At 33.6% G+C, this 25,343-nt stretch carries 27 protein-coding genes, 1 pseudogene and 1 other annotated feature; of the genes and pseudogenes, 22 read left to right on the forward strand and 6 right to left on the reverse strand.

Annotation, left to right across the window (positions count from 1 at the left end; translation table 11 throughout):
• Positions 1-97 precede the first annotated feature (97 nt).
• The 3 genes from ACUL40_RS02905 (at position 98) to ACUL40_RS02915 (ending at position 3,267) form a co-directional block, all read left to right on the forward strand.
• Complete coding sequence (locus ACUL40_RS02905; RefSeq protein ID WP_000780494.1) at positions 98-481, forward strand: PepSY domain-containing protein; 384 nt, start codon at positions 98-100, stop codon at positions 479-481.
• A 129-nt stretch (positions 482-610) separates the two neighbouring features.
• Positions 611-859: a binding site (T-box leader), on the forward strand.
• Between the two features lie 116 nt (positions 860-975).
• The gene (locus ACUL40_RS02910; protein ID WP_000814537.1) at positions 976-2,316 is read left to right on the forward strand and encodes a sodium-dependent transporter; all 1,341 of its coding nucleotides are present in this window, start codon (positions 976-978) and stop codon (positions 2,314-2,316) included.
• 75 nt (positions 2,317-2,391) lie between these two features.
• The gene (locus ACUL40_RS02915; RefSeq protein ID WP_001026102.1) at positions 2,392-3,267 is read left to right on the forward strand and encodes an alpha/beta fold hydrolase; all 876 of its coding nucleotides are present in this window, start codon (positions 2,392-2,394) and stop codon (positions 3,265-3,267) included.
• 36 nt (positions 3,268-3,303) lie between these two features.
• Here ACUL40_RS02915 and ACUL40_RS02920 read toward each other — a convergent pair whose 3' ends face one another.
• Positions 3,304-3,879, reverse strand: a complete 576-nt coding sequence (locus tag ACUL40_RS02920) for a nucleotidyltransferase family protein (RefSeq protein WP_445422964.1) — start codon at positions 3,877-3,879, stop codon at positions 3,304-3,306.
• Positions 3,880-3,914: 35 nt separating this feature from the next.
• Positions 3,915-4,712: a lipid II flippase Amj family protein gene (locus ACUL40_RS02925; protein ID WP_000028911.1), complete on the reverse strand. Its 798-nt coding sequence runs from the start codon at positions 4,710-4,712 to the stop codon at positions 3,915-3,917.
• 190 nt (positions 4,713-4,902) lie between these two features.
• Between ACUL40_RS02925 and ACUL40_RS02930 the strand changes: the two genes are divergently transcribed.
• From ACUL40_RS02930 to ACUL40_RS02965, 8 genes and pseudogenes are all read left to right on the forward strand, one after another.
• On the forward strand, positions 4,903-5,568 hold the full coding sequence (locus ACUL40_RS02930) for an HAD family hydrolase (RefSeq protein WP_000278485.1): 666 nt from the start codon (positions 4,903-4,905) through the stop codon (positions 5,566-5,568).
• Positions 5,569-5,772: 204 nt separating this feature from the next.
• On the forward strand, positions 5,773-7,212 hold the full coding sequence (locus ACUL40_RS02935; protein WP_445422963.1) for a GntP family permease: 1,440 nt from the start codon (positions 5,773-5,775) through the stop codon (positions 7,210-7,212).
• A gap of 79 nt (positions 7,213-7,291) precedes the next feature.
• Positions 7,292-8,494, forward strand: a complete 1,203-nt coding sequence (locus ACUL40_RS02940; protein ID WP_065211744.1) for an iron-containing alcohol dehydrogenase — start codon at positions 7,292-7,294, stop codon at positions 8,492-8,494.
• A 180-nt stretch (positions 8,495-8,674) separates the two neighbouring features.
• Complete coding sequence (locus ACUL40_RS02945; RefSeq protein WP_000848563.1) at positions 8,675-9,367, forward strand: aspartate/glutamate racemase family protein; 693 nt, start codon at positions 8,675-8,677, stop codon at positions 9,365-9,367.
• Positions 9,368-9,462: 95 nt separating this feature from the next.
• Positions 9,463-9,935, forward strand: a pseudogene (locus ACUL40_RS02950) (SAM-dependent methyltransferase).
• Positions 9,932-10,372 (forward strand): GNAT family N-acetyltransferase, encoded by a 441-nt coding sequence (locus ACUL40_RS02955; protein ID WP_001223868.1) that lies wholly within the window; start codon positions 9,932-9,934, stop codon positions 10,370-10,372. Before ACUL40_RS02950 ends, ACUL40_RS02955 begins: the two are co-directional and overlap by 4 nt.
• Before the next feature lie 175 nt (positions 10,373-10,547).
• Positions 10,548-11,033 carry a DUF2975 domain-containing protein gene (locus tag ACUL40_RS02960; protein ID WP_001050141.1) on the forward strand — a complete coding sequence of 162 codons (486 nt, stop codon included), beginning with the start codon at positions 10,548-10,550 and terminating at the stop codon, positions 11,031-11,033.
• A gap of 10 nt (positions 11,034-11,043) precedes the next feature.
• Positions 11,044-11,262, forward strand: a complete 219-nt coding sequence (locus ACUL40_RS02965; protein ID WP_000152532.1) for a helix-turn-helix domain-containing protein — start codon at positions 11,044-11,046, stop codon at positions 11,260-11,262.
• A gap of 240 nt (positions 11,263-11,502) precedes the next feature.
• Here ACUL40_RS02965 and ACUL40_RS02970 read toward each other — a convergent pair whose 3' ends face one another.
• Positions 11,503-12,030 (reverse strand): HAD-IIIA family hydrolase, encoded by a 528-nt coding sequence (locus ACUL40_RS02970; RefSeq protein ID WP_000181785.1) that lies wholly within the window; start codon positions 12,028-12,030, stop codon positions 11,503-11,505.
• A 30-nt stretch (positions 12,031-12,060) separates the two neighbouring features.
• A complete protein-coding gene (locus tag ACUL40_RS02975) occupies positions 12,061-12,492 on the reverse strand; it encodes a GNAT family N-acetyltransferase (protein WP_000009777.1) in 432 nt (143 codons plus the stop codon).
• Between the two features lie 153 nt (positions 12,493-12,645).
• On the opposite strand from ACUL40_RS02975, the gene ACUL40_RS02980 reads away from it, so the two are divergent.
• The 6 genes from ACUL40_RS02980 to ACUL40_RS03005 all read left to right on the forward strand — a co-directional run bounded on the left by ACUL40_RS02980 (position 12,646) and on the right by ACUL40_RS03005 (position 17,492).
• The gene (locus ACUL40_RS02980; RefSeq protein WP_000921912.1) at positions 12,646-13,356 is read left to right on the forward strand and encodes an ABC transporter ATP-binding protein; all 711 of its coding nucleotides are present in this window, start codon (positions 12,646-12,648) and stop codon (positions 13,354-13,356) included.
• Positions 13,349-14,563, forward strand: a complete 1,215-nt coding sequence (locus tag ACUL40_RS02985) for an ABC transporter permease (protein ID WP_000595443.1) — start codon at positions 13,349-13,351, stop codon at positions 14,561-14,563. Before ACUL40_RS02980 ends, ACUL40_RS02985 begins: the two co-directional genes overlap by 8 nt.
• Positions 14,564-14,830: 267 nt before the next feature.
• A complete protein-coding gene (locus tag ACUL40_RS02990; protein WP_001134421.1) occupies positions 14,831-15,418 on the forward strand; it encodes a YpjP family protein in 588 nt (195 codons plus the stop codon).
• A 106-nt stretch (positions 15,419-15,524) separates the two neighbouring features.
• Positions 15,525-16,160 carry an HAD family hydrolase gene (locus ACUL40_RS02995; RefSeq protein ID WP_025687389.1) on the forward strand — a complete coding sequence of 212 codons (636 nt, stop codon included), beginning with the start codon at positions 15,525-15,527 and terminating at the stop codon, positions 16,158-16,160.
• 1 nt (position 16,161) lies between these two features.
• Complete coding sequence (locus ACUL40_RS03000; protein WP_001094664.1) at positions 16,162-16,548, forward strand: VOC family protein; 387 nt, start codon at positions 16,162-16,164, stop codon at positions 16,546-16,548.
• 11 nt (positions 16,549-16,559) lie between these two features.
• The gene (locus ACUL40_RS03005; RefSeq protein WP_000692086.1) at positions 16,560-17,492 is read left to right on the forward strand and encodes an aminoglycoside phosphotransferase family protein; all 933 of its coding nucleotides are present in this window, start codon (positions 16,560-16,562) and stop codon (positions 17,490-17,492) included.
• A gap of 50 nt (positions 17,493-17,542) precedes the next feature.
• Here ACUL40_RS03005 and ACUL40_RS03010 read toward each other — a convergent pair whose 3' ends face one another.
• On the reverse strand, positions 17,543-19,000 hold the full coding sequence (locus tag ACUL40_RS03010) for a serine hydrolase (protein WP_000034322.1): 1,458 nt from the start codon (positions 18,998-19,000) through the stop codon (positions 17,543-17,545).
• Between the two features lie 198 nt (positions 19,001-19,198).
• On the opposite strand from ACUL40_RS03010, the gene ACUL40_RS03015 reads away from it, so the two are divergent.
• From ACUL40_RS03015 to ACUL40_RS03035, 5 genes are all read left to right on the forward strand, one after another.
• Complete coding sequence (locus ACUL40_RS03015) at positions 19,199-20,155, forward strand: thymidylate synthase (RefSeq protein ID WP_229174710.1); 957 nt, start codon at positions 19,199-19,201, stop codon at positions 20,153-20,155.
• A gap of 19 nt (positions 20,156-20,174) precedes the next feature.
• Positions 20,175-20,663: a dihydrofolate reductase gene (locus tag ACUL40_RS03020; protein WP_000637205.1), complete on the forward strand. Its 489-nt coding sequence runs from the start codon at positions 20,175-20,177 to the stop codon at positions 20,661-20,663.
• Between the two features lie 155 nt (positions 20,664-20,818).
• Positions 20,819-22,804: a penicillin-binding protein 3 gene (pbpC, locus tag ACUL40_RS03025; protein WP_001227248.1), complete on the forward strand. Its 1,986-nt coding sequence runs from the start codon at positions 20,819-20,821 to the stop codon at positions 22,802-22,804.
• A gap of 241 nt (positions 22,805-23,045) precedes the next feature.
• The gene (locus tag ACUL40_RS03030; RefSeq protein ID WP_000170025.1) at positions 23,046-23,681 is read left to right on the forward strand and encodes an FMN-dependent NADH-azoreductase; all 636 of its coding nucleotides are present in this window, start codon (positions 23,046-23,048) and stop codon (positions 23,679-23,681) included.
• Between the two features lie 110 nt (positions 23,682-23,791).
• Positions 23,792-24,511, forward strand: coding sequence for a lysophospholipid acyltransferase family protein (locus tag ACUL40_RS03035; protein ID WP_000616577.1), 720 nt, complete (start codon positions 23,792-23,794; stop codon positions 24,509-24,511).
• A gap of 40 nt (positions 24,512-24,551) precedes the next feature.
• On the opposite strand, the gene trhA is transcribed toward ACUL40_RS03035, so the two are convergent.
• Positions 24,552-25,208: a PAQR family membrane homeostasis protein TrhA gene (trhA, locus tag ACUL40_RS03040; RefSeq protein WP_000136889.1), complete on the reverse strand. Its 657-nt coding sequence runs from the start codon at positions 25,206-25,208 to the stop codon at positions 24,552-24,554.
• Positions 25,209-25,343 lie beyond the last annotated feature (135 nt).

Genomic DNA, 25,343 nt, shown 5'->3' on the forward strand with positions numbered 1-25,343 from the left:
AACGGATTCTCATCAAATTTTAATGTTTCTCACAGTTTTTTTTCATTTTAACATTTTAGTATGTAAGTAAGAAAGAAATGAAGAGGGGGAACATGGAATGAAATTATGGATTGGAATCGTGATGGTGCTTTTCATTGCTGGAGGGACAGCATATGGTGTAAATGCAATGGAACATGAAGAAATACGATATAAAGAGAGAGAAGAAAAAAGTTACGAAAGTAAAGAGTTTAGTCCAGAAATAGCTAAGCAAATTGCAGTTGAAAAGGTAAATGGAGTTGTAGAGGAAATTGATGTAGAACGTATGGATGATAAGGGTGTATATGAAATAGAGGTAGAAACAAACGAAGATGAGGAAGAAATATATATTAAGAAGAAAAACGGGAATATTATAGCGGAAAAGGAATTTGAATTTATTAAAAATGAAGATGAAGATGATGACCAAGGTGAAGACGATATGGAGTATGATGATCTAGATGATTAATAACATCGCCCTATTGTACAAAATTACAACAGAACATTCTTTTCGAAAAAAATTAACATATTCCTTGACAGTTACAAATATAACCGATATACTTCATATTAATTTCAAAAGAAAATATATTCTAAATATTACAATGTGTTGAATAGGAGTAGTAAGGTCATGTATTTGTACAGAGAGCTATGGGTTGGTGTGACATAGTCAAATGACATCCTGAACTCGCCTAGGAGCAGTAAGGTGGAACGGAATTACATTCTTAGTAAATCTTAACGGTTAACCTTCGATATTAGGTTTGTAATCAAACGATTACTACTAAGGTGGATTCATAATGGAATCAATAAGGGTGGTACCGCGTTAAGTAAATGGCTTAGCGTCTCTTTATATAGAGATGCTAGGCCATTTTTTTATTATATGGAAGAAGAAATGGAGGGTTTATTTGAATAGGTTTATAAAATTTATTTATTTATATAAAAAGATTTAATTAGGAGGAAAATGAGATGAAACAGACGGAGCAATGGACTTCGAAATTAGGTTTTATAATGGCGGCAGCCGGATCAGCAATTGGACTTGGTGCGATATGGAAGTTCCCTTATATCGCTGGGAAGAGTGGGGGAGGAGCGTTCTTTTTAATATTTATATTATTTACTGTTTTAATTGGACTACCGCTACTTATAGCTGAATTTATGATTGGACGCAGTACGCAGAAACAAGCAGTTGGAGCATTTAAAAGCATCGCACCAAATACAGGATGGCATTGGATTGGACGCCTTGGTGTTGGAACGTGTTTTATACTACTTTCATTTTATAGTGTTGTAGGTGGATGGGTATTAATTTATTTATTCAGAGGAATAACTGGACAACTGATTACGCCAGGACAAAATTACGGCACATTATTTACTGAAACAATTGGGAATCCTGCTTGGGCTATTATGGGACATTTCGCTTTTATGTTCATTACGATATGGGTTGTATCAAAGGGTGTACAAAACGGAATTGAAAAAGCAAGTAAATATATGTTGCCAGCATTGTTCGTTTTATTTGTCGCTCTTATTATTCGTTCGTTAACACTTGATGATGCAATGAAAGGTGTGAAGTTTTTCTTACAACCAGATTTCTCAAAGATTACTTCGGAAAGTATTTTGTTCGCAATGGGGCAATCATTCTTTGCAATTAGTATCGGGATTTCAATTATGGTTACGTATAGTTCCTATTTAAATAAAAAAGAAAGTTTACCAAAATCAGCAATAACAATTGTTGGATTAAATTTATTTGTTTCATTATTTGCAGGTCTTGCTATTTTTCCAGCCGTATTTTCATTAGGAATGGAGCCAACAGAAGGACCTGGATTACTATTTATCGTATTACCATCTGTATTTAGTCAAATCCCATTCGGTGGATTTTTCTTAACAGTATTTCTTGCACTATTTACATTTGCGACATTAACATCAGCATTTTCTCTACTAGAAACTGTTGTTTCAGCATTAGCAAATGGTGAACAAGAAAAGAGAACGAAATTATCATGGCTGATCGGTTTCGGCATTTTCTTAGTAGGTATACCATCAGCGTTATCATTTGGAGTATGGAGTGATATTACGATTTTCGGAAAGAATATTTTTGATGCAGTAGACTTCTTATCTAGTAATATATTAATGCCACTTGGAGCACTATTTATTAGTATTTTCGTTTCATTCAAAATGGAGAAGAAGGTACTAGAAGCAGAGTTTTTTGTAGGTGGAAATTATGGAAAGAAAGTATTTACTTGTTGGGCATTTTTACTTCGATTTGTAGCACCACTTGCAATAATTATCGTCTTCTTAAATGTGATAGGAATTATTTAATATTAAATGTTATAATATTCAGTAAAAAAAGGGGTGGTGATCATAAAGGAAAATTTGATAGAAGCAGGGAAATACATGAATATTAGAGGGAAAAAGCTATACGTTGAAACACATGGAAATCCTAAAAATAAGCCAGTCTTATACTTGCATGGTGGACCAGGAGAAAGTTGTTATGATTTTTCATTTCATCAAGCGGAACGTTTAAAAGATTCTCTATATGTAATTATGATAGATCAAAGAGGTGTTTGTCGCTCAGAAGAAATTACTGAAGACGAAGCTTTTGGATTAAATGATTTGATTGAAGACTGTGAGGAATTAAAAAAAGTATTACAAATTGAGAAGTGGTCTATAATTGGACACTCTTTCGGTGGATATGTAGCATTGCTTTATGCGTCGATATATCCAAGTTCAATAGAGAAAATAATATTTGAAGGACCAACTTTTAATTTTGCATTAACAAGTAGGGCTTTGTTACAAAAAACAGGGCATTTATTAAAAAAGTATGGAAAAGAAGAAATAGCAAAAGAATGCTTTGCTTATTCATCTAGCGATGCTAGTTCAGAAGAGTTGTTAGAAGCTTATATAAGATTAAGCGCTGAATTAGAAGAAAAAAGAATGGAGATTTACAATAATAAGGAAGATAGGACAGATGAGAGTTTATACAGTGATGAAGAGTGGGAAATATTTTCAAATCGCTCCAAAATTCACTTTGATAGATTAAAATTAGAGGGAGCATGTCATACATCATTATTATCAAAAATAAAAGATGTACAAAATCTAATGTTATTAATAGTAGGAAAACATGATGTAGTAACGTGTGAAGAACAAATTAAAACATTTAATAAAGATGCCCGAAACGGCAAGTATATCGTATTTGAAGAGAGCGGTCATTCACCTCATTATGAGGAAGCAGATAGATTTGCAGAAACAGTCATACATTTTTTGAAATGAAGAAAAGGGTGCTTCTATAAATGAGAGGCACCCTTTCTAAATTTCTGGATATGTGATTGTGATGCTAGGCCACTTACTTTGCCAATTCTTTTTTATAACTCTGTTTTTGTACATATGTAATCGTTCTTTCGATTTAAGAAAATGAGCTGTTGGTTTCACTTGTAAGGAAAGGACATCTTCAATACCACATGGGGCTGTTAAGATAACGTTGTTTAGTTCATCAAGTGTAACTCCTAAAGCCGTTGCTGTTTCAGGGAATTTAGATATAGCATTAACAGAAGAAGAATATGGTGGCATATTATTCACTATATGCATACGAGCTTGATTTTTTACAGACCAAGGGATAGTAGCATCAATATTCATTAATTTCGTTTCTAATGATTGTTCGTATATCTCATCTTGATGTAGACTATCATAATAAATTACATCAACATCAGGCATAGCCGTTTTAGCTTCATAGTCATGTAAAGTATCCCAAATTTTAGAACGAACAAATCCGGCACAAATCCACCAATCAGGTAGCTCTAGTGATTTTGCCATTTGTAATACATTCATCATCCATTCGTCGTTTTCTATTAAGCGAATGATATCTTGTTCTGTTTGTATAGTCATTTGTTATCTCACCTGCTTTTTTTTAGAGAGTAAATTTAATTCATAAGCTTTATAATCCATGTAATCCAGTAAGCACCTGGTATGAATAACAGTTGAGCAAGTAATGTACCAAAAAGTCTAGAAATCATTAGCCAAGCATACATTTTACTCATTGCTTCAGCACCTTCTTCTGATTGAAGAGCTCGCTCTGTTAAAAGAGCAATACGTGGATCTAGTAGCACTGTTAATAAAATAGTAGCAAAACCATTAATAAGACCAGAAGCTGTAGTGGCTTTTGTTGCGAAAGCTGGAATTAAAAAAGAAGCATATAGTGCGGAAAGAACTCCCGCTGTATAAATTGCAGTAGCGAACATGTTAATAAGCATTATACGCTTTGGAATACCGCCGATACGCAGTCTATGAATCATTTCTAACTTTGGAAAGCGGACATATTTTTTTGTGTACTTTAATTTTTGAATGTTATTCGTTTTCATCATTCGAATGAAAGAACCGTCTGTTTCAAAGTTTTGAATGACATATCCAAATAGTTTTGTCAAAGTTGGATACAGTATAATCGCAAGCAATGTACCGATAGAAGCAGATAATAGTACAAGACGTATAATATGCTCTAAATCAATAGAAGGATCTAGTTTTGCTTCGTCCACAATCCCGCCAAGTAAAAAGGCTTGTAGTAAGTTTGACGTTCTTGAAATGAGTAATACGATTCCTACGACGGATAATGCGACAGCAATCTTCTTTAAACGAACCCCCGCTAATCGAATACTATAAGAGCTTGTTTCAACTGCGTGGATTACAATTGTGAAAGCCATTATAAAAATTAACGTAATTGACATTTGTTTCACCAGTTTCTATTAAAATAATTGTAACTTTTTTACTTTATCATATCTATCGTATTTTGTAACTGAAAGTATGTGACATATGGAAATTGATTTTTCGAAAAAATAGATAATGATAGTATAATAGGGAGAAGTGGAAGAGATGTTAGCAGTTATTTATACAGCAAATTAAGTGGAGGAATGAAACATGTATAAAACATTTCTATTTGATTTAGATGGAACTTTAACGGATCCGAAAGAAGGAATTGTAAATTCGGTTTTGTATGCGTTAAAAAAAGTAGGAATTGAAGAAGTACATATAAGTGAGTTAGATTCATTTATAGGTCCTCCTATTCAGCAATCATTCGTAGAGAGATATAATATGAGTGAAGGAGAGGTTGAACGTGCAGTTTTTTACTTCCGTGAGTATTTAAAGCAGCGTGGATTGTTTGAAAATAATGTATACGAGGGGATTCTGAAGCTCTTGCAACAATTAAAAAGTTCAGGGAATCGCATATTTGTAGCAACTTCAAAGCCCACTGTATTTGCGAAACAAGTTATAGAGCATTTTCAATTAACGAATTATTTCGAAGACATCATTGGAAGTAATTTAGATGGTACGAGAATAAAAAAAGAAGAAATAATTGCTCATATTTTACAAAAAAATGAAGAACTAAATAAAGAAGAAATGATAATGATTGGTGATAGAAAGCACGATATAATAGGTGCAAATCAGAATGGAATTGCTTCAATTGGTGTTTTATATGGCTATGGCTGTGAAAAAGAACTGACTGAAGTTAGTGCGACCTACATAGTGAAAGATGTTGAAGAACTGTATCATTTTTGTGTAGAGAAAAATTTAATACAGCAGTAAATATAGATTCTAGCAATCCCTTTATAACGTATGACGATGAATTCGTTTCTGTTTAAAGGGATTTTTCATATGTAATCGAATAATTATAATTAGACATTTTTAGCATAAAAATTTGTATGAATAAGAGGAGGGATGTCAGAATTAAAAGGTTAGTAGAAATTTATCAATAAAATTTAGAATATTCTGTTTAATGGAGGGGTAAAATTGGAGTTAGTTATTATATTATTAGCACTAAGTTTACTTATGTTCGTAGCATACAGAGGTTTTTCTGTTATTTTATTCGCACCGATATTTGCATTATTTGCAGTATTTTTGACAGAACCTAGTTATGTATTACCTTTCTTTTCTAATATCTTTATGGAGAAAATGGTTGGATTTATAAAATTATATTTTCCTGTGTTTTTATTAGGAGCAATATTTGGAAAAGTAGTGGAAATGTCAGGAATTGCAGATTCTATCGCAAAAACAATTATTGAGTTAGTTGGTGAAAAACGTACTATATTAGCGATTGTATTAATGGGGGCTATTTTAACGTATAGTGGTGTTAGTGTGTATGTAGTAGTGTTTGCTGTTTATCCGTTCGCAGCTAAGTTGTTTCGACAAGCTAATATTCCAAAGCGTTTAATCCCTGGAACGATTGTTCTTGGAGCAGTAACGTTTACAATGGATGCGTTACCTGGATCACCACAAATTCAAAATGTAATACCTACAACATTTTTTAAAACGGATATTTATGCTGCACCGATACTTGGGATTGTAGGAGCAATTTTTGTTCTTACAGTAGGTTTACTATATTTAGAGAGTAGACGTAAGAAGGCAAAAGCGGCAGGTGAAGGATACTTTGGTTTTAATGATGGAAATACTGAAATGGCAGCATCTTTGCAAGTAGAACAAAAAAATATGCCATTAACTAATAACATTGAAATCACAAGAGCACAACAACTTATTGCATTTATACCACTTATTTTAGTAGGTGTAATGAATAAAGTGTTTACTATTATGATACCGAAGTGGTATCCAGGCGGTTTTGATTTTTCTGCAATTGGTATGAAAACATTTGGAAAAATAGAATTAAGTGCAGTAGTAGGAATTTGGTCTGTAGAATTGGCACTTATTATAGGGATCTTAACAACGTTATTATTATATTGGAAGCGAGTAGTAACAGGTTTCCAAGCTGGATTGAATACAAGTATTGGTGGAGCGCTACTTGCAACGATGAATACAGGAGCTGAGTTTGGATTCGGTGGTGTCATTGCAGCACTTCCAGGTTTCGCAATTATGAGAGATGGCATCTCTGCTACTTTCACAAATCCGTTAGTGAATGGTGCAGTAACGACGAATATTTTAGCTGGAATTACAGGCTCGGCATCAGGAGGAATGGGAATAGTATTAAGTGCAATGGGAGATAAATTTATTGCAGCGGCCAATCAATTTGATATTCCATTAGAAGTTATGCACCGTATCGTATCAATGGCATCAGGAGGAATGGATACACTACCACATAACGGGGCTATTATTACTATTCTTACAGTAACAGGATTAACACATAAACAGTCATATAAAGATATATTTGCTATTACAATTTTGAAAACGGTTGCTGTATTTTTAGTTATCGCATTCTATACTTTAACAGGACTCTATTAAAAAATTTGAATCGTAAAGATTCATCAAATCGATAATTTATGTTATAAAATATTAATTAGGATAAGAAGGGGTGGGGGACTTGCAAGAGGTTTCTGAGTTTCGTATGCCAAAGTCGGTATTATATGGAAGGAATTCGCTTGAAAAACTGGGAGAACAATCAAAAAAGTTAGGGAAAAGAGCTTTTATAGTTACTGATACAATTATGGAGAAATTAGGATATGTTGAAAAGTGTATGCAACAACTAAATAAGAAAGGTATTACTGTTAGTACATATAATAAAGTGGATGCTGAGCCTACAAATATACACGTATTAGAAGCGTTATCTCTTTGTAAAGAGGAAAAGTGCGATTTTATTATCGGTATTGGTGGTGGAAGTTGTATTGATGCTGCGAAAGCGGTAGCGGTTTTATATACAAATGGTGGAGAAGTTGAGGATTATGTCCAAAAGGATATTAAAATAGAAAACAATCCACTACCACTTATTGCAATTCCAACAACTTCTGGTACTGGATCGGAAGTTACAAGTGTAGCAGTAATTACGAATAAAAAAACAGATGTAAAAATGATGATGAAGCATCCTAGTTTTATACCGAAAGTAGCAATTATAGATCCAGTTTTGACAAGTTCGTTACCCCCACAAATTACGGCAGCAACAGGAATAGATGCGTTATGTCATGCGATTGAAGCTTATATTTCTAAATTTTCACAACCACTTACAGATGTACTTGCTCTTTCAGCTATTGAAAGTATTATGAAATATTTACGTATAGCATATGAAGATGGACGTAATATGGAGGCAAGAGAAGCGATGATGATTGCTTCTTTACAAGCTGGAATTGCATTTTCTAATGCATCAGTTACATTAGTTCATGGAATGTCAAGGCCAGTGGGAGCATTATTTCATGTACCGCATGGAATATCAAATGCCATACTATTACCTACAGTGTTAGAGTTTACAAAAACAAGTGCAATGAAAAGGTTAGCAAAAATTGGACGTAGTTTAAATAAGGATTTGTATTCGAATTCTGATGAGGAAGTAGCAGACTACACACTTGGTGAAATAAAAAAACTTTGCTTTGATCTTCGTATTCCAAATTTAAAAGAATACGGAATCGATGAAATTGAATTTGAAAATGCTATTTCTAAAATGGCATCAGATGCAATTGAAAGTGGTAGCCCAGCTAATAACCCACGTGTTCCATCATATGATGAAATCAAAGAGCTGTATCGAGAGTGTTTTAATTATAAGTATAAAGAATTTATAAAAACATCAGATTATTAATTTCAGAATATTCTATAAAAATTTCCTTGGAAATGAAAGTAGAATTATTCTTTATTATTTCCATATTTCCGTTAAAACAAGACTTTATATTCCAAACTTAAAGTCTTGTTTTATTATGTATAATATACACAATAAAACGTTGTTATTAGTTTTATAAAAATAGTTTAGGTAGGTGTTTATATGAAAACGATAGGTCTTATAGGTGGCATGAGTTGGGAATCAACTTCTGAATATTATCGAATTATTAATGAAGAAATAAAAGAGAGATTAGGAGGGCTACATTCAGCAAAATGTTTGATTAATAGTGTGGATTTTGAAGAGATTGAACGATGTCAGTCTAGCGGAGATTGGGATGGTGCTGGAGAAATTCTAGGGAATGCGGCATATTCATTACAAAAGGGAGGAGCAGACTTTATAATCATTTGTACAAATACAATGCATAAGGTAGTTGAAAAAATAAAGGAAAAAATTGATATTCCAGTCTTACATATTGCTGATGCAACTGCAAAAGAAATTAAAAGAAAAGACATTCAAAAGGTTGGTCTGCTTGGAACTAAATATACAATGGAGCAAGATTTCTATAAGTCACGTATTGAAGAGCATGATATAAAAGTAATAGTACCATCAGGAACAAATAGAGAAAAAGTAAACGAAGTAATATATACAGAATTATGTTTAGGAAAAATAGTAGTTCAATCTAGAGAGTATTATAAAAGGGTTATAGAAGAATTAGTACAAGAAGGAGCACAAGGAATTATATTAGGTTGTACGGAAATAGGTTTATTAATAAAGCAAGAAAACGTATCAGTCCCGATATTTGATACGACCCATATACATGCAATTGAAGCAGTCAAGGTAGCTTTAGATAAATAGATTATAATTATATTATGTAAACTTAATTCGTATATCTGGAAAACATTCAGAAAATACTTTATAATGTAAGTGGTTACATTTGAGGGGGAATGCGTATGTTTTCAGTTCAACCAATCGCATTTGTACATAATGAAAGAAAGGAAATAAAAGATGATGAGTGGGGAGAAGTAAGATCACGTATAACTTTAACTGAAATGTATGCAGAAAAAAGTATACAAGGGATTGAAGATTTTTCTCATATTGAAGTTGTTTTTTATTTTCATAAAGTAACTGACGAGCAAATTCAGTATTTTGCTAGACATCCTAGAAATAATAAGGATTATCCTGAAGTAGGTATTTTTGCACAGCGCGGGAAAAATCGTCCGAATCGCATAGGTGTAACAATTGTAAAGGTGATCAAAAGAGAAGGTAAATCAATTATTGTGAGGGATTAGATGCTATTGATGGCACTCCTATATTGGATATAAAACCAATAATGAAAGAGTTTATGCCGACAGAAGAAATACACCAGCCTAAATGGGCAACGGATATAATGAGACAGTATTGGAAGGGGAATGTAGTAAAATGAGAATATATGAAGCAACAATTGCAGATTTAGATGGACTGGCATCAGTTTTTAATAACTATCGCATGTTTTATAGACAAGATTCTGATTTAGAAGGGGCAAAAGTATTTTTACGAAATCGAATTGAGAGAAAAGAGTCTGTTATTTTCGTAGCAGTTGAAGACGACGAATATATTGGATTCACGCAACTATATCCATCATTTTCTTCCATTTCAATGAAAGAATTATGGATTTTAAATGATTTATTTGTACAAGCGGCGAAGCGTGGAGCCGGAACAGGTAAAAAATTATTAGAAGCTGCTAAAGAATACGCATTAGAAAATGGAGCAAAAGGTGTAAAATTGCAAACAGAGATTGATAATTTATCAGCACAACGATTATACGCTGAAAATGGCTATTTGAGAGATAATCGTTATTTCCATTACGAATTAACGTTTTAAAAAATTAAGTTGAAAGAGGCATTTTCAAGAAAAAGAATTTCTTTGTAATGAGAAATTCTTTTTTATTTTTGCCTAAATTAAAAAACATGACAAAAATAAAACGATATTTATTTATTGTTAAACAATAAATGTTGTGATAAAATTATGTTGCCATTAAATAAGTGAGGTATTGTAAATGAATCTTAAACGAAGTTCAACAATGTTCTTAAAAGTAATTATTTTTCTTGCTGGAATTTCAGTGCTTGCTTTATGCATATTTTTAGTGCCGGAAATGGCGGATTTCACAGCGAATTTGTATCCTAACATTGCTCCGATAAAATATCTTGTTTTCATTGTAATGTATGGAGCAGCTGTGCCTTTTTACGTTGCTCTTTATCAGGCTTTCAATCTTTTACAGTACATTGATGAGAACACAGCGTTCTCGGAATTATCAGTGAAGGCGTTAAAGAATATAAAGCGCTGTGCAATTACAATCAGTGGTTTGTATGTATTAAGTTTGCCACTTTTTCATTTTATAGCGAAAAAAATGGATCCTCCTATTGGGTTAGTGGGACTCATTATCGTTTTTGCTTCGCTCGTTATCGCCGTTTTTGCTGCTATCCTCCAACGACTTCTACAAGAGGCAATTCACATAAAATCAGAAAATGATTTGACGGTTTGAGGTGGCGGATATGACAATCATTATTAATATTGACGTCATGTTAGCAAAACGAAAAATGAGTGTAACGGAGCTTTCAGAGAAGGTTGGAATTACGATGGCGAATCTTTCTATTTTGAAAAATGCGAAAGCAAAAGCGGTTCGTTTTTCAACATTAGAAGCGATATGTAAAGCTTTGGAGTGTCAGCCAGGGGATATTTTGGAGTATAAAAACGATGAGAATACTCAATAAAAACAGATAACAAATGTAAATAATAGAAGTCAATAAAGAAGGGATAGCCACTAAGCTATTCCTTCTTTACGTTAATTGCTGTTACTAATAAAAAATATAATTTGAATTGCAATGTTTGCGTATCAAAAGGGAACTTGCTACCTTTTGAGGTGATCCGTTTTGTGGAATACAATTATTTGCCAAAAGGCTATTTTAACTATGTTTTAAATTATTTCGGGTGAATCAAAATTTTCATTTGTATTATAGTTGATTTAAAACCCAGTTTGTTGCATCTTCAAAGTTATCTGCAATGTAGTTTGGTTCAATATGTGCCCATTTGTCTCGGTACGTATGCAAAGCATCATACCCAGCGCCTGTTCGGACTAGAATCGTAGTCGCATTTACTTTTGCTCCTGCAACAATATCAGTCCAACGATCACCAACTACAGCACATTGTGTTAAATTAAGTCCATGTTTTTTTGCTGCTTTAAGCAGCATGCCTGTACTTGGTTTACGGCATTCACAACCATCACCGTGTTTATGAGGACATACATAAATATCATCAAAACCGAAGCCTTCTAATTCTTGTACAAAATCGGCTACAGTTGCTATTCCATCTGCGATACCGGGTTGATTTGTGAAAGAGAAAATTTTTATATTTTTAGCTTTTAGTTTTTGCAAGGATGTTTTTGTGAATGGAAATAATGTAAAAGATCCTGGATAATGTATTGTAGTGTCACCACCAATTGTACCGTCACGATCAATGAAAATTGCTTTAATGTTTGTCATAGTTATAGTCCCTTCACTTTATAAAGTAGTTTAAAAATATTTTACAAATCGGTAGCCATTTACTTCATAACCTAATTTTTTGTAAAAAGGATGAGCTTCTACTCTTTTTGTTCCACTAACTAGCCATGTGCCAATGCAATTATGTTTCTTTGCTAATTGCTCGGCATAATCCATCAAAACTTGTCCAATGCCTTTCCGTCGTATGTTAGAATCAACGCTAATAATTGAAATCTCTCCATAACGTGTTACATCTTCTAAATTTTCACGTATGCGAAATCCAAGTAATCCAAATATAGCTTCTTCTTCCTCGTAAACATATAAAAAATCAAACGGACTCATTTGTACGAATTGTAGGCGGTTGTTCATATCTTCATAGGAAATAGAGGAACCTTTTAATTCTTTCGTTAAAGAACAAAGTGCGTCTATATCATCTATCGTTGCTTCACGAATTTGAAAAGACATATTATCAACTCCAATAAAATGTAATCAAACATTTAATATTCTGTTAAAAAATGTTTTTTCCTGCTATGAAAATAAATATTTTATAATGATATATAGATAGTTATATGTTATTCTTTTCCTTGATTGTATTGGAAATGGAAAGAAGGGGAATGCATGTTAAAAGTAAATATCCGCTCAGCTGGATATGAAATAGGCGAAAAAACAATTCATGATATAGTTTTTTCTATCGAAAAAGGTGAACTAGTTGCTCTTATTGGAGCAAATGGTGCTGGGAAAAGTACGACGATTAAAACGATACTCGGATTACTTGTAAATATGGACGGTGAAATATCATTCGGTGAAAAGAAAAATCCGTATGCATACGTACCAGAACATCCAACATACTATGATTACTTGACGCTCTGGGAACATATTGAATTATTAATGGCAGCTCGTGGAAGTGAAATGGGAAGTTGGGAAGAACGAGCGGAACAATTATTACATACTTTTCGAATGAATAAGCATAAACATGAGTATTTATCAAAGTTTTCAAAAGGCATGAAACAAAAGTCTATGCTAATATTGGCGTTTTTAACTGAGCCAGATTTTTATATCATTGACGAACCTTTTATCGGTTTAGATCCAGTAGCTACGAAAGAGTTTTTAAATTATTTATATAAAGAAAAAGAGCGCGGGGCAGGAATTTTACTTTGTACGCACGTATTAGATACTGCTGAAAAAATTTGTGAAAGATTTTTACTCATTTCACAAGGTACATTAGTCGCAGATGGACATTTAGAATCTATTCAAATATTAGCGGAAATGCCGGGTAGTTCATTATTAGACTGCTTTGATGTAATTGTAAGGCGTGAACAACATGATTAAACAACAATTTTATAAGAGATTACGCCATGAACTTGAGCGGAAATGGAAGTCTATACGTTCGGTAACAGATTGGACAGTCGCATTATATATTATTATTCCAGCACTTATATTTATGGGAATCTATTATCGATCGCTATGGATAAATGAATTATCAACGGAAGAGACGATTTATTTCGGATTAGGATTACTCGCATTTTATCTAGTAACATATCCAAGAGGAGTTCGTTCATTTTTTGAGCAAGCGGATAGTTTATTTTTAATTTCGTATGCAACACATATGCGAAAATTAGTCCAGTATGGCATGATGTACACATTTGTTCGAATAGCGATAACGAATATAATAGTAGTCGTTATTATGTTACCAGTGTTGATGAAAAGTATCGAAGTAACAGAGATACAAGTCCTATTATTTTGGGTATTCTTTACTATATTTCGATTTATGTTGTCGTTGTTAACGAGATTTGTTCATGTACATGTGGGGAAACGATGGGTTTTATGGATTGTAAAAAATGTAGTATTTTCTATGAGCGTGTCCTTTTTTGGAATTAGTTTATTTTTTATTTATAAAAATCCGTTGTATTCAATTCTATTTATCGGTCTAGTAATTTTCTTAAGTAGTGTATTAGTAAAAGAGAAAATGAATTATAAAAAGTTCTTTTTTAAAGAAATCGAGAAAGAAAAGGAGGAAAGCATGCGCTGGACGAGCGGAATTATGCAAGTTGGTGGTCATGCGGCTAAACCGAGTAGTTCGAATAAAAAACCGTGGATGTTTCCGCGCTCTAAAAGACTTTTAGGGAAAAAAGCTGATTCTCGTATTGTCGAATCTTTTTTGAAAGAATTTTTCCGTACAAGTACTGCACGAATATTTTATATTCAAATTGTATGTATCAGTACTGCAAGTATAATTATGACTCCAAGGTGGATTGCAGCTATTGTTCTCGTATTTGCTGTAGTTGCAATTTCTCGCTATGCACGTGATTATTGGAATGAATTTACGAATAAGATGTTTCTTCGTTTATATTGTGATGAAGGGAAATTACTATTGTTAAGATGGAAGGCAGATCGTTATTTACTACTACCAGCAATACTTTTATATGGAATAGTTATACTTTCACAGTTTTATTTATTGCCAGCTGTGGTAGGCAGCGTTGTTTTTATTTTATTAATTGTATGGATTGTATTTGTACCAGTAAAAAAGAGCCAGTGACGGCTCTTTTTCTAGTCTGTAACACATTGATAAATAAAATATACTAAAACGAGTATACTTGCGGCGGAATACATGACATCTAAAGTCATCTGATCGCCTCCTTATTGTTGTTGTATTTTTATTGTATGAAATCTTACAATTTCATATTCAAGTGAAAAATATGTGAACGTTAACAAAATTGTAAAGTGCAAAAATTACAATCATTTTGTATAATAGAAGAAACCACCGTTATATAAAAAATAATGAGTGAAAGGGGAGGGAACATAAATGCCAAATTGGTTTAGAAAAACCTTAGTCGCATTAATTACCGTGTTTACATTTGGTTTAGTGACGCCTCCTTCCATATTACTTGATAATGCCAAAGCTGCGGACAAGCCTACGAGCACAGCTGGGCAACAAAGTTTGGAGAGCACGTCCTATACATATGAAGAAACGAATGACAGGTTAACCACCGATACTTTTATTACTTATGCAATGCAAGAAGCAGAGAAGCAGTCGATGCAAAAGTTTGGTACTAAAATTGGTCCAGTAATTGAAGATGAGTTTAAAGATGTAATATTACCGAAAATTGAAGAGGCAATTGCTGAACTTGCTAGTGATGTACCAGAAGATTCACTACAATCATTAGCGATTTCTCAAAAACCAGCTGGTGGAAATAATGAGAAGATTTTTCACGTCTACGATACGAAATCTGGAAATGATTTATTGCGTTTCCATGTAAGAAGAGATCATCCACCGCAAGATGGTTATTATTTTAATTTCCATTACCACCGTTTTGATGATGGATACTCTGGACATCATGAGTTAGGAAATATTTATTGGAATACGAATGTACCACCGAAATGGTTGTCTTAAAAAGAACAAGAGAAAATCTTGTTCTTTTTTATTTTTATAGAAGGGACAGACACCTATGTTGTTGAATAACATAGGTTTAGAAAAAAGAAGCAAAGGGAGTATGGGAATGCAAAAATATATTGTTTTTGACTTTGATGGCACATTAGTAGATTCACAAAATATATTTGTACCGATTTATAATCAACTTGCTGAAAAACATGGGTATAAAGCAGTAAAGGAAGACGAAATTGAACATTTACGTAAATTAACGATGCCAGAGAGATGTAAACAACTTAATGTACCACTGTATAAACTACCGATATTAGCGTTGGAATTTTATAAATTATATCAGCCTGCTATAAAAAATCTCGTTTTGTTCCATGGGATGAAAGAAGTATTAGATGAACTACATAAAAAAGGCTACGGAATTGCAGTCATATCATCGAACTCAGAAGAGCATATTCGGGCGTTTTTACACAAGAATGGTATCGAAAATATTCAAGAAGTGTATTGTTCTAAAAATTTGTTTGGTAAAGATAAAATGATAAAAAGATTTTTGAAATCAAAAAAAATAACAGAGAAAGATATGTTATATGTCGGTGATGAACAGCGAGACGTAGCAGCGTGTAAAAAGGCTGGAGTGAACGTAATTTGGGTATCTTGGGGATATGATGTTATTGAAACAGTGAAAAAAGATGCACCAGATTACATGGTTCATAAGCCGATGGAAATTGTGCAAGTAGTACAAGGAGCGTATTCTTAATATGAATACACTGCGAGCAGGCATTCATCATATTGAATTTTGGGTAGCAAATTTAGAGGAATCCATTTCTTTTTATAATAAGTTGTTTTCCATAATTGGGTGGAGAAAGTTAAATGAAATAGCATATAGCACAGGAGAAAGTGAAATATACTTTAAAGAAGTAGATGAGGAAATTGTAAGGACGTTAGGGCCTAGACATATTTGTTATCAAGCTATTCATAGAGAAGTAGTTGAGGAAGTAGCAGATTTTCTTTCTAGTACGAAAGTGAAGGTAATACGTGGTCCAATTGAAATGAATCATTATTCGGAAGGTTACTATACGATTGATTTTTACGATCCGAATGGATTTATTGTAGAAGTTGCCTATACACCAAATGCAGAAATGTAAGGGGAATAGATATGAAGATAATTACAGCATGGCAAAACAATATACAAATAGTAAAAAATGCAGTGGATATTAAAGAAATTTCTAAAGGTTTTTCACCTGATAAGAAATATATAATTACGAGTGCGAATAATGATAAATATTTATTGCGGACAGGCGATATAAAAGAGTATGAAAGAAAGAAAATAGAGTTTCAAATTTTAAATGAAATGCAAAATCGTAGTGTGCAAGCACAAAAACCAATTGAAATAGGTTTGTTGGCAGAAGAAGGTTTATGCTATGGCATCTTTTCGTATTTAGAAGGGGAAGATGCGAAGAAGTTATTGCCTACGTATTCACCAAAAGAACAATATGATATTGGTATAGAGGCAGGGAAAGATTTAGCAAAAATGCATACATATGAAGCTCCTAATAATATACTTCCATGGTATGAAAGAGCAATGAAAAAACATAGTAAATATTTAGAGGCATATAAAACATGTGGAATAAACATAAAAAATGATGATAAAATCATAAAGTTTATTGAAGAAAATGAAATATATTTAAAGAACCGCCCAAATCGATTTCAACACGATGATTTTCACTTAGAAAATATAATTGTACGGGATGGAAAATATGTAGGTGTTGTTGATTTTAATGGCTACGATTGGGGCGATCCACTTCATGATTTTGTGAAAATTGCACTGTTTGCAAGGGACATTAGTATTCCGTATTCAATCGGACAAATAGAAGGATACTTTAATAGAAAAATACCAGAGGAATTCTGGAAATTATACACGGTGTACGTTGGTATGACAGTTTTCTCCTCAGTTGTCTGGACATTACGAGCAGCGCCGCATATGTTAGATGATATGTTAGAGCGCCTTACTATAGTTTTAGAGGATCATAATAACTTTGAGTTATCGAAGCCAATTTGGTTTCAATCAGATAAGATTGATATGAAATAGAAAAGGTAGGTGTGATTCGCACCTACCTTTATTTTTTACCATCAAAATACTTATTTAATTTTCTTAAATGTAAGCGGCTGAGTACTTAATGTAGCTGGTACATGTAACTGAAGGGATGGGAATTCACCACTTACATTCATTTCATAAGCGAATAATAAGCTCATTTTCATTTGGAATAAGTCAACTTTTGCAGAGAAGATGTCGTAATGATGATGCCCTAATTGAATATCCATTTCCATAAATTGTACATATAACGAATCATCTCGTTTGTATACTTGTAATGTTCCGTATGCAGGATGTTCAAAAGTACCAGTATAATCCTCTAACTTGTGCGAAGGTGTAGTCCCTTTAATTTGTTCAGGGAGGGATTCAGTTGCTTCTTTCATCATTTCCTTCATTTTTTTAGTATCTTCTACAGCACGTTTATGCCAATCAATGGATTCTAATTCAAGTAGTTCGTCATAAATTTGATTAGCGAGATAAGTAGGAAGTAATGTTCCTCCAGCATTCGTTAAAATGACAAGGCCTATGTTTTCTGTTGGTATGAATGAAACAAGCGCTGAAAATCCATCGATATTACCGCCATGATGAATCACTTTTTTACCACGATAAGCGCTAATAAACCAACCAAGACCGTAACTATTTAATGGAGATTCAGGGAGTGATAAAACCGGTTGGTCTGGAATTGAATTGTGTGGTGTATACATTTGTTGTAATAATTCAGAGGAGATTAATTCATGATCTCCAAATTTTCCTTCATTTAAGTGGAGAAGTACCCAATTTGCCATATCTTCAATTGTGGAATTAATACACCCAGCAGCGCCAACTGTATCGATGTTACGGAATGGAACTGCTTTTATTTCACCGTCATTTTCAATGTAAGGTAAAGCGTAATCATCTGTAGTTTGTGAATCGTTAACAGAGAAGTTTGTATGTCTCATATTTAAAGGTTCTAAAATATGTTCTGTAGTGTATTGCTCCCACGTTTGATTTGTAATGTTTTCAACAATGTAGCTAATTGTTGCATACATTAAATTGTTATATAGAAATGCAGTTCGGAACGGTGCATCAAGTGGTAAATGTTTTATTTTTTCAACGAGATCTTTTCGAGATAAGGAAGAACTGTACCAAAGAGCCTCATGACGACTCACTCCAGTTCGATGAGAAGCTAAATCCCGTCCTGTAACTTGTGAGCTAGCAAGTAGTTCAGATAAAGTAAAGTTAGGTATATAAGACTGGATAGGGGTATCCCAATTAAACTTTTTTTGCTGTGCTAACAAGCTTAATGAAAGTGTGCCAAATGCTTTCGTTGAGGAACCGATTGCGAATCGAGTATTCGGTGTAACAGCCTCTTTTGTTTCTATATTACGATAGCCGAAACCTTCTGAAATAATAACTTCACCGTCTTTTATAACAGCGACAGCAGCACCAGGAACATTTAAATCCTTCATCATTTTTTCAGCCGTTGTTTGTAAAGAAGTCATAACAGGCGTTTCAATTTTAGACATACTTCTAACCTCCAAATATAAATTTTGTTCTACCGCACTATACTTTCGGTAATAGAAAATGAAAACCTTTTTATATTTGGAAAGTTAATAATTTTGTAAGAATTAGCGCAAGAAATTTTATTAATTAGGATTATTAAATTTATCATTTTTCATGTTATGATAAATTGCATATACGATTGAAAGAAGGTTTTCCTACATATGAAACATGCTGAAAATGAATACTTAAATTTATGCCGCCATGTAATGGAACATGGTACGAAGAAAGAAGACCGTACAGGGACAGGCACTGTATCTGTATTTGGATATCAAATGCGTTTTGATCTAAGTAAAGGTTTTCCTTTATTAACAACAAAGAGAGTACCGTTTCGCCTTGTAGCAAGTGAACTGCTTTGGTTTATGAAAGGTGATACAAATATTCGCTATTTATTGCAGCATAATAATAACATTTGGAATGAATGGGCTTTTAAGAGCTGGGTAGAAAGTGATGAGTATACTGGTCCTGACATGACTGATTTTGGTCTTCGCTCACAACAAGATGAAGAATTTAAAGTACAGTACGACGAGCAAATGGAATTGTTTAAAAAGAACGTTTTAGAAGATGATGAGTTCTCAAATAAATATGGTTATTTAGGAGACGTTTACGGTAAACAGTGGCGTGCTTGGAAAACGACAGCTGGTGAGACACTTGATCAATTAAAAGATGTAATTGAAATGATTAAAAAAACACCAGACTCACGTCGTTTAATCGTTTCTGCCTGGAATCCAGAAGATGTACCAAGTATGGCCTTACCGCCTTGTCATACGCTATTCCAGTTTTATGTAGCAGATGGAAAGCTTTCTTGTCAGTTATATCAAAGAAGTGGTGACATATTCCTTGGGATTCCATTTAACATTGCAAGTTACTCACTACTAACACATTTAATTGCACATGAATGCGGACTTGAAGTGGGAGAATTTGTTCATACAATTGGTGATGCACACATTTATACAAATCATTTTGAACAAGTAGAAAAGCAATTGGCACGTGAACCACGTCCATTCCCGAAACTTACATTAAAACCAGATGTGAAATCTGTTTTCGATTTTGAAATGGAAGATTTAACGATTGAAGGATACGATCCGCATCCAGCAATTAAAGCACCGGTTGCAGTATAATTGTAGAGGAGATGAAAAAATGATTGTTTCATTTATGGTCGCTATGGACGAAAATAGAGTAATCGGTAAAGATAATAATTTACCTTGGCGTTTACCGAGTGAATTACAATACGTGAAGAAAACAACGATGGGTCACCCGCTTATTATGGGAAGAAAGAACTATGAAGCGATTGGTAGACCACTGCCTGGAAGACGTAATATTATTGTAACTCGTAATGAAGGGTATCATGTTGAAGGTTGTGAAGTTGTTCATTCTGTAGAAGAAGTGTTTGAACTATGTAAAAATGAAGAAGAGATTTTTATTTTTGGTGGAGCGCAAATTTACGACCTCTTTTTACCTTATGTAGACAAGTTATATATAACAAAAATCCATCATGCATTTGAAGGAGATACATTCTTCCCAGAAATAGATATGACAAATTGGAAAGAGATTTTTGTAGAAAAAGGTTTAACGGATGAAAAAAACCCATATACGTATTATTACCATGTATATGAGAAACAACAATAATAAAAAAGATTGATGTGAGAATTCGCATCAATCTTTTTATTTATATTCACCAATATAAGTTTATAGATGAGATTCGATAGTGCTATAATGATAGGTAGCATGTAAAAATGCTAAAATTTTCAAAAGTACTAATATAGAAAGAGGAGGAGAATCGATTGAGAAAGATATGGGGGATTCTTTTTCTTTGCTTAACATTCATGTTAGTTGGATGTGGTAAAGAAGAAAAACCACAAGAAGCGTTTGATACATATGTAAAAGCGTGGAATAAACAAAAATTTGCAGATATGTATGATCAACTATCAAAAAATGCAAAAAAAGATATTTCAAAGAAAGAGTTTACTGAGAAATATGAAAAAATTTATTCTGGTATCGAAGTGAAAGACTTAAAGGTAGAAACAGGGGAAGTAAAAGAAGATAAAAAAGATGAAGGCCCTGTTCCTTTTAAAGTAAGCATGGATACAGTTGGTGGTAAAATTACATTTGGTCATGAAGCAAAAATGGTGAAAGAAAAAGATGGAGATAAAGAATCTTGGAAAATAGATTGGACTCCTGATTTTATTTTCCCAGGCATGACGAAAGATAGTAAAGTGCGTATGCAGACAACACAGCCAAAACGTGGTGAAATATACGATCGTAATGGAAAAGGTCTTGCAACGAATGGGAAAGCTTCTGAAATCGGATTGATTCCTGAAAAGTTAGGCGATACTGCTCCGCAAACGAAAGAAACAGTAGCGAAGTTATTAAATATGTCTGTAGAAGAAATTGATCAAAAATTAGCTGCTAAATGGGTAAAACCAGGGTATCTCGTACCAATTGGAATTTTGCCTGAAGGGGCAACACAAAATACGTACATTGATTTACCAGGTGTTTCAACAAAACCTGTAAATGTTCGTACATATCCGTTAGGGGAAGCGGCAGCTCATCTGACTGGTTATATTGGAAAGGTAAATGCTGAAGATTTAAAAACGCTACAAAAGAAAGGCTATCAAGCTGATGACCCAGTTGGTAAAGCTGGTTTAGAGCAAGTATTAGAGGAAAAGCTACGCGGTAAAAAAGGTGGCCGTGTCTTTGTAGAAGATGCGCAAGGAAAAGAAATTAAAAACTTGGCAAAAACAGATGCTGTTGATGGAGAAAATGTAACTTTAACTATTGATAGTGTTGTTCAAGAAAAAACGTATAATGAAATGAAGGGCGAAGCTGGTTCAAGTGCAGCAATTAATCCGAAAAGTGGAGAAACAATTGCACTAGTAAGTAGTCCAGCATATGATCCTAATATAATTGCACGAGGGACATCGAAGGCACAACGCGAAGCTTGGAATAATGATCCGAAAAAACCAATGACAAATCGCTTTACACAATTGTCGGTACCAGGTTCTGTATTTAAACCTATTACAGCTGCAATTGGTCTTGAAACGAAAACGATTGATCCAAAAGAAGAGTTGAAAATTGAAGGATTAAAATGGACAAAAGATTCTTCTTGGGGTAATTACTATGTAACGCGTGTGAAAGATGCAAATCCGATTGATCTTGATAAGGCGATGAAATACTCGGATAATATTTACTTCGCACAAGAAGCTTTGAAAATCGGAAAAGACAAGTTTATGAGTGAAGCAAAAAAATTCGGATTCGATGAGAAACTACCAATTGAATATGGATTCCCTGCTTCTAAAATTGCAAATGACGGCATTAAAAATGATATTCAAATGGCAGATACGGGATATGGACAAGGACAAGTATTAATGACTCCTCTTCATTTAGCTTTAACGTATGCGCCAATTGTAAATGATGGAACGATTCCGTCACCGTATATTATTAAAACAGATAAACAACCAAAAGCTTGGAAAGAAAATGTAATTTCTAAAGGAAATCAGGATATATTAAAAACTGCAATGACGAAAGTAATTAATGATCCAGATGGTACAGGGAAAATTGCTAAAATTGATGGTATGACTCTTGCTGGAAAAACAGGTACAGCGGAATTAAAAGTATCAAAAGAGGCCGAAGGAAAAGAACTAGGTTGGTTCGCTGCATTTGATTTAAATTCGCCAGATATGGTCATTACAATGATGATTGAAGATGTAAAAGGTAGAGGCGGAAGTAATATTCCAGCTGAAAAAGTAAAACATGTATTTCAAAAATAATATGTAATAGAAGGCTATCTCTATAGGTTGTAGAGGTAGCCTTTTTATATGAAAGAGTTTGTAATATCTGTATACTAAATTTTAAGGAAACAAAGTAAATCATTAACTTACGAAAAAAAAGTAGCTATTTTTTATTGACATTGATTAAAACTTTTTATATTATACTTACATAAGGTAAGTTATTAACTTTTGAAAAACAAATCTTGAATTAAAGATAAAGAGAAAAAAGGGAGAGAATACAATGACAAAAGTACTATTTATTACAGCAAATCCAAATTCAGCAGAAGGTTCTTTCGGAATGGCAGTAGGGGAAGCTTTCATCGAAGCTTATAAAAACGAACATCCACAAGACGAAGTTGTAACAATTGATTTATTCAACACTACAGTACCAGCAATTGATGCAGATGTATTTGCTGCTTGGGGTAAATTTGCAGCAGGTGAAGGCTTTGAAGCTTTAACTGAAGTTCAACAACAAAAAGTAGCAGCAATGAACACAAACTTAGAAACATTTATGAATGCAGATCGTTATGTATTCGTAACTCCAATGTGGAACTTTAGCTATCCACCAGTAGTAAAAGCATACTTAGATAACGTAGCAATCGCAGGTAAAACATTCAAATATACTGAAAATGGTCCAGTCGGCTTATTAGAAGGTAAAAAAGCACTTCACATTCAAGCAACAGGTGGCGTATATTCTGAAGGAGCATACGCAGCTGTAGACTTCGGTCGTAATCACTTAAAGACTGTATTAGGATTTGTCGGTGTGAATGATACTGAATATATTGCAGTTGAAGGCATGAATGCAAACCCTGAAAAAGCACAAGAAATTAAAGAAGCAGCAATTGCTAATGCTCGTGAATTAGCAAAACGTTTCTAATATAGAATGCTTAAAAAGTCCGAACACTTGCTGTTTGGACTTTTTTTCTTCTTTTTCCTTCGTTTGTCTAGTATAATGAAGGTCGGAATGATAATAGGTGGGGGTTCTGTATGATTCAAACGTTTTTTAAAATCTTTTATTTAATTTTAATCGTAATTGCGATTACACCGAGAATGTGGCGTCTTAAAAGACAAGTAAATACGATGGCGCCAAAAGAAAAAGACAATGCTGTGTATAAAACGACAAATTGGTTTGGTAAGAAAATGGTACGTGTAGCTGGAGGGGCAGTAGAAGTGAAAGGACTTGAAAATGTTCCGAAAGACAAGCCAGTACTAGTTGTAAGTAATCACCAAAGTAATATGGATATCCCTGTTTTACTAGGTTACTTAAATAAACCAATTGGATTCGTTTCAAAAGCAGAGATTAAAAAGTTCCCAGTTGTACCAACTTGGATGGAACTGATGAATTGTGTATTTATGGATCGTAGCGATCGTCGTCAATCTCTTCAAGCGATTAAAGATGGAATTGAACTATTAAAGAATGGACATTCTATCGTAATTTTCCCTGAAGGAACGAGAAGTAAGGGTGGCGAAGTTGGAGAGTTTAAGGCTGGTAGTTTTCATCTTGCAGTAAAGTCAGGTGTAGCAATTTTACCTGTAACGTTAGATGGTACATATAAGATGTTTGAAGCAAATGGAAATCGTATGAAGCCAGCTCATGCAACAGTAACAATTTCTAAGCCGATTACACCTGAAGATTATGCGAATATGGATATTAAAGAATTAACGAAGCATACACAGGAAGTTATTGCATCACAATTACATAAGTAATAAAAAAGGATTCAGCTTATCGTAAGCTGAATCCTTTTTATTATGCTGTAGGTAAGACATAAAAGAGTACACAGAAGAACATCATCGCACTACCACCTAAAACGAACAGGTGCCATATGGCATGGTTGAAAGGTAGCTTTTCCCAAAGGAAGAATATAGCTCCGACAGAATATAAAATGCCACCTGCTAAAAGTAGTGAAAAACCATGTCCAGTTAGATTTTCATAAAGTGGTTTAATAGCAACGATTATGAGCCATCCCATTATGATATAACATAGCGTTGATGCCTTAATAAAGCGACGTACAAAGAAAATTTTGAAGACGATACCTCCGATTGCTAGTGTCCATATTATAGCAAGCAACGTCCATCCTAATGGGCCACGAAGTGTAATAAGTAGAAAAGGAGTATACGTGCCAGCAATCAATAAGTAAATGGCTGAATGATCTAAAATAGTAAATATTTTTTCTACTTTAGGATGATGAATGCTATGTAGCAATGTTGAAAACAAGTACAGTAAGAACATACTTACACCATAAACAGTAAATGCAACTACGGCTGATGCGGTACCGTGCTTAGAAGCATGAATAATCAATATGATTAAGGCAGGGATGCTTAAAATGGCACCGATACCATGTGTAATTGCATTTGCAATTTCTTCTTTTACAAATTGGGTCATTCGTGTCATTTTTTCAGTCATAATGCAAATCCTTTCTACTATCATAAAATAATATGTCATTTCCCTTACCATATCATACACAAGAGCAATAGAAAATGAAATTTGTATAATTGATTATATTTTTGAATTTTTTTGACAAAAGACAATGGATTTGTT

Source organism: Bacillus sp. KNSH39 (assembly GCF_052656585.1).

Bases quoted from the DNA above. Each gene is read 5' to 3' on its own strand.
- ACUL40_RS02905 (WP_000780494.1), top strand. From the start codon at position 98: ATGAAATTATGGATTGGAATCGTGATGGTGCTTTTCATTGCTGGAGGG.
- ACUL40_RS02910 (WP_000814537.1), top strand. From the start codon at position 976: ATGAAACAGACGGAGCAATGGACTTCGAAATTAGGTTTTATAATGGCG.
- ACUL40_RS02915 (WP_001026102.1), top strand. From the start codon at position 2,392: ATGAATATTAGAGGGAAAAAGCTATACGTTGAAACACATGGAAATCCT.
- ACUL40_RS02920 (WP_445422964.1), bottom strand. From the start codon at position 3,879: ATGACTATACAAACAGAACAAGATATCATTCGCTTAATAGAAAACGAC.
- ACUL40_RS02925 (WP_000028911.1), bottom strand. From the start codon at position 4,712: ATGTCAATTACGTTAATTTTTATAATGGCTTTCACAATTGTAATCCAC.
- ACUL40_RS02930 (WP_000278485.1), top strand. From the start codon at position 4,903: ATGTATAAAACATTTCTATTTGATTTAGATGGAACTTTAACGGATCCG.
- ACUL40_RS02945 (WP_000848563.1), top strand. From the start codon at position 8,675: ATGAAAACGATAGGTCTTATAGGTGGCATGAGTTGGGAATCAACTTCT.
- ACUL40_RS02955 (WP_001223868.1), top strand. From the start codon at position 9,932: ATGAGAATATATGAAGCAACAATTGCAGATTTAGATGGACTGGCATCA.
- ACUL40_RS02960 (WP_001050141.1), top strand. From the start codon at position 10,548: ATGAATCTTAAACGAAGTTCAACAATGTTCTTAAAAGTAATTATTTTT.
- ACUL40_RS02965 (WP_000152532.1), top strand. From the start codon at position 11,044: ATGACAATCATTATTAATATTGACGTCATGTTAGCAAAACGAAAAATG.
- ACUL40_RS02970 (WP_000181785.1), bottom strand. From the start codon at position 12,030: ATGACAAACATTAAAGCAATTTTCATTGATCGTGACGGTACAATTGGT.
- ACUL40_RS02975 (WP_000009777.1), bottom strand. From the start codon at position 12,492: ATGTCTTTTCAAATTCGTGAAGCAACGATAGATGATATAGACGCACTT.
- ACUL40_RS02980 (WP_000921912.1), top strand. From the start codon at position 12,646: ATGTTAAAAGTAAATATCCGCTCAGCTGGATATGAAATAGGCGAAAAA.
- ACUL40_RS02985 (WP_000595443.1), top strand. From the start codon at position 13,349: ATGATTAAACAACAATTTTATAAGAGATTACGCCATGAACTTGAGCGG.
- ACUL40_RS02990 (WP_001134421.1), top strand. From the start codon at position 14,831: ATGCCAAATTGGTTTAGAAAAACCTTAGTCGCATTAATTACCGTGTTT.
- ACUL40_RS02995 (WP_025687389.1), top strand. From the start codon at position 15,525: ATGCAAAAATATATTGTTTTTGACTTTGATGGCACATTAGTAGATTCA.
- ACUL40_RS03000 (WP_001094664.1), top strand. From the start codon at position 16,162: ATGAATACACTGCGAGCAGGCATTCATCATATTGAATTTTGGGTAGCA.
- ACUL40_RS03005 (WP_000692086.1), top strand. From the start codon at position 16,560: ATGAAGATAATTACAGCATGGCAAAACAATATACAAATAGTAAAAAAT.
- ACUL40_RS03010 (WP_000034322.1), bottom strand. From the start codon at position 19,000: ATGTCTAAAATTGAAACGCCTGTTATGACTTCTTTACAAACAACGGCT.
- ACUL40_RS03015 (WP_229174710.1), top strand. From the start codon at position 19,199: ATGAAACATGCTGAAAATGAATACTTAAATTTATGCCGCCATGTAATG.
- ACUL40_RS03020 (WP_000637205.1), top strand. From the start codon at position 20,175: ATGATTGTTTCATTTATGGTCGCTATGGACGAAAATAGAGTAATCGGT.
- ACUL40_RS03030 (WP_000170025.1), top strand. From the start codon at position 23,046: ATGACAAAAGTACTATTTATTACAGCAAATCCAAATTCAGCAGAAGGT.
- ACUL40_RS03035 (WP_000616577.1), top strand. From the start codon at position 23,792: ATGATTCAAACGTTTTTTAAAATCTTTTATTTAATTTTAATCGTAATT.
- trhA (WP_000136889.1), bottom strand. From the start codon at position 25,208: ATGACTGAAAAAATGACACGAATGACCCAATTTGTAAAAGAAGAAATT.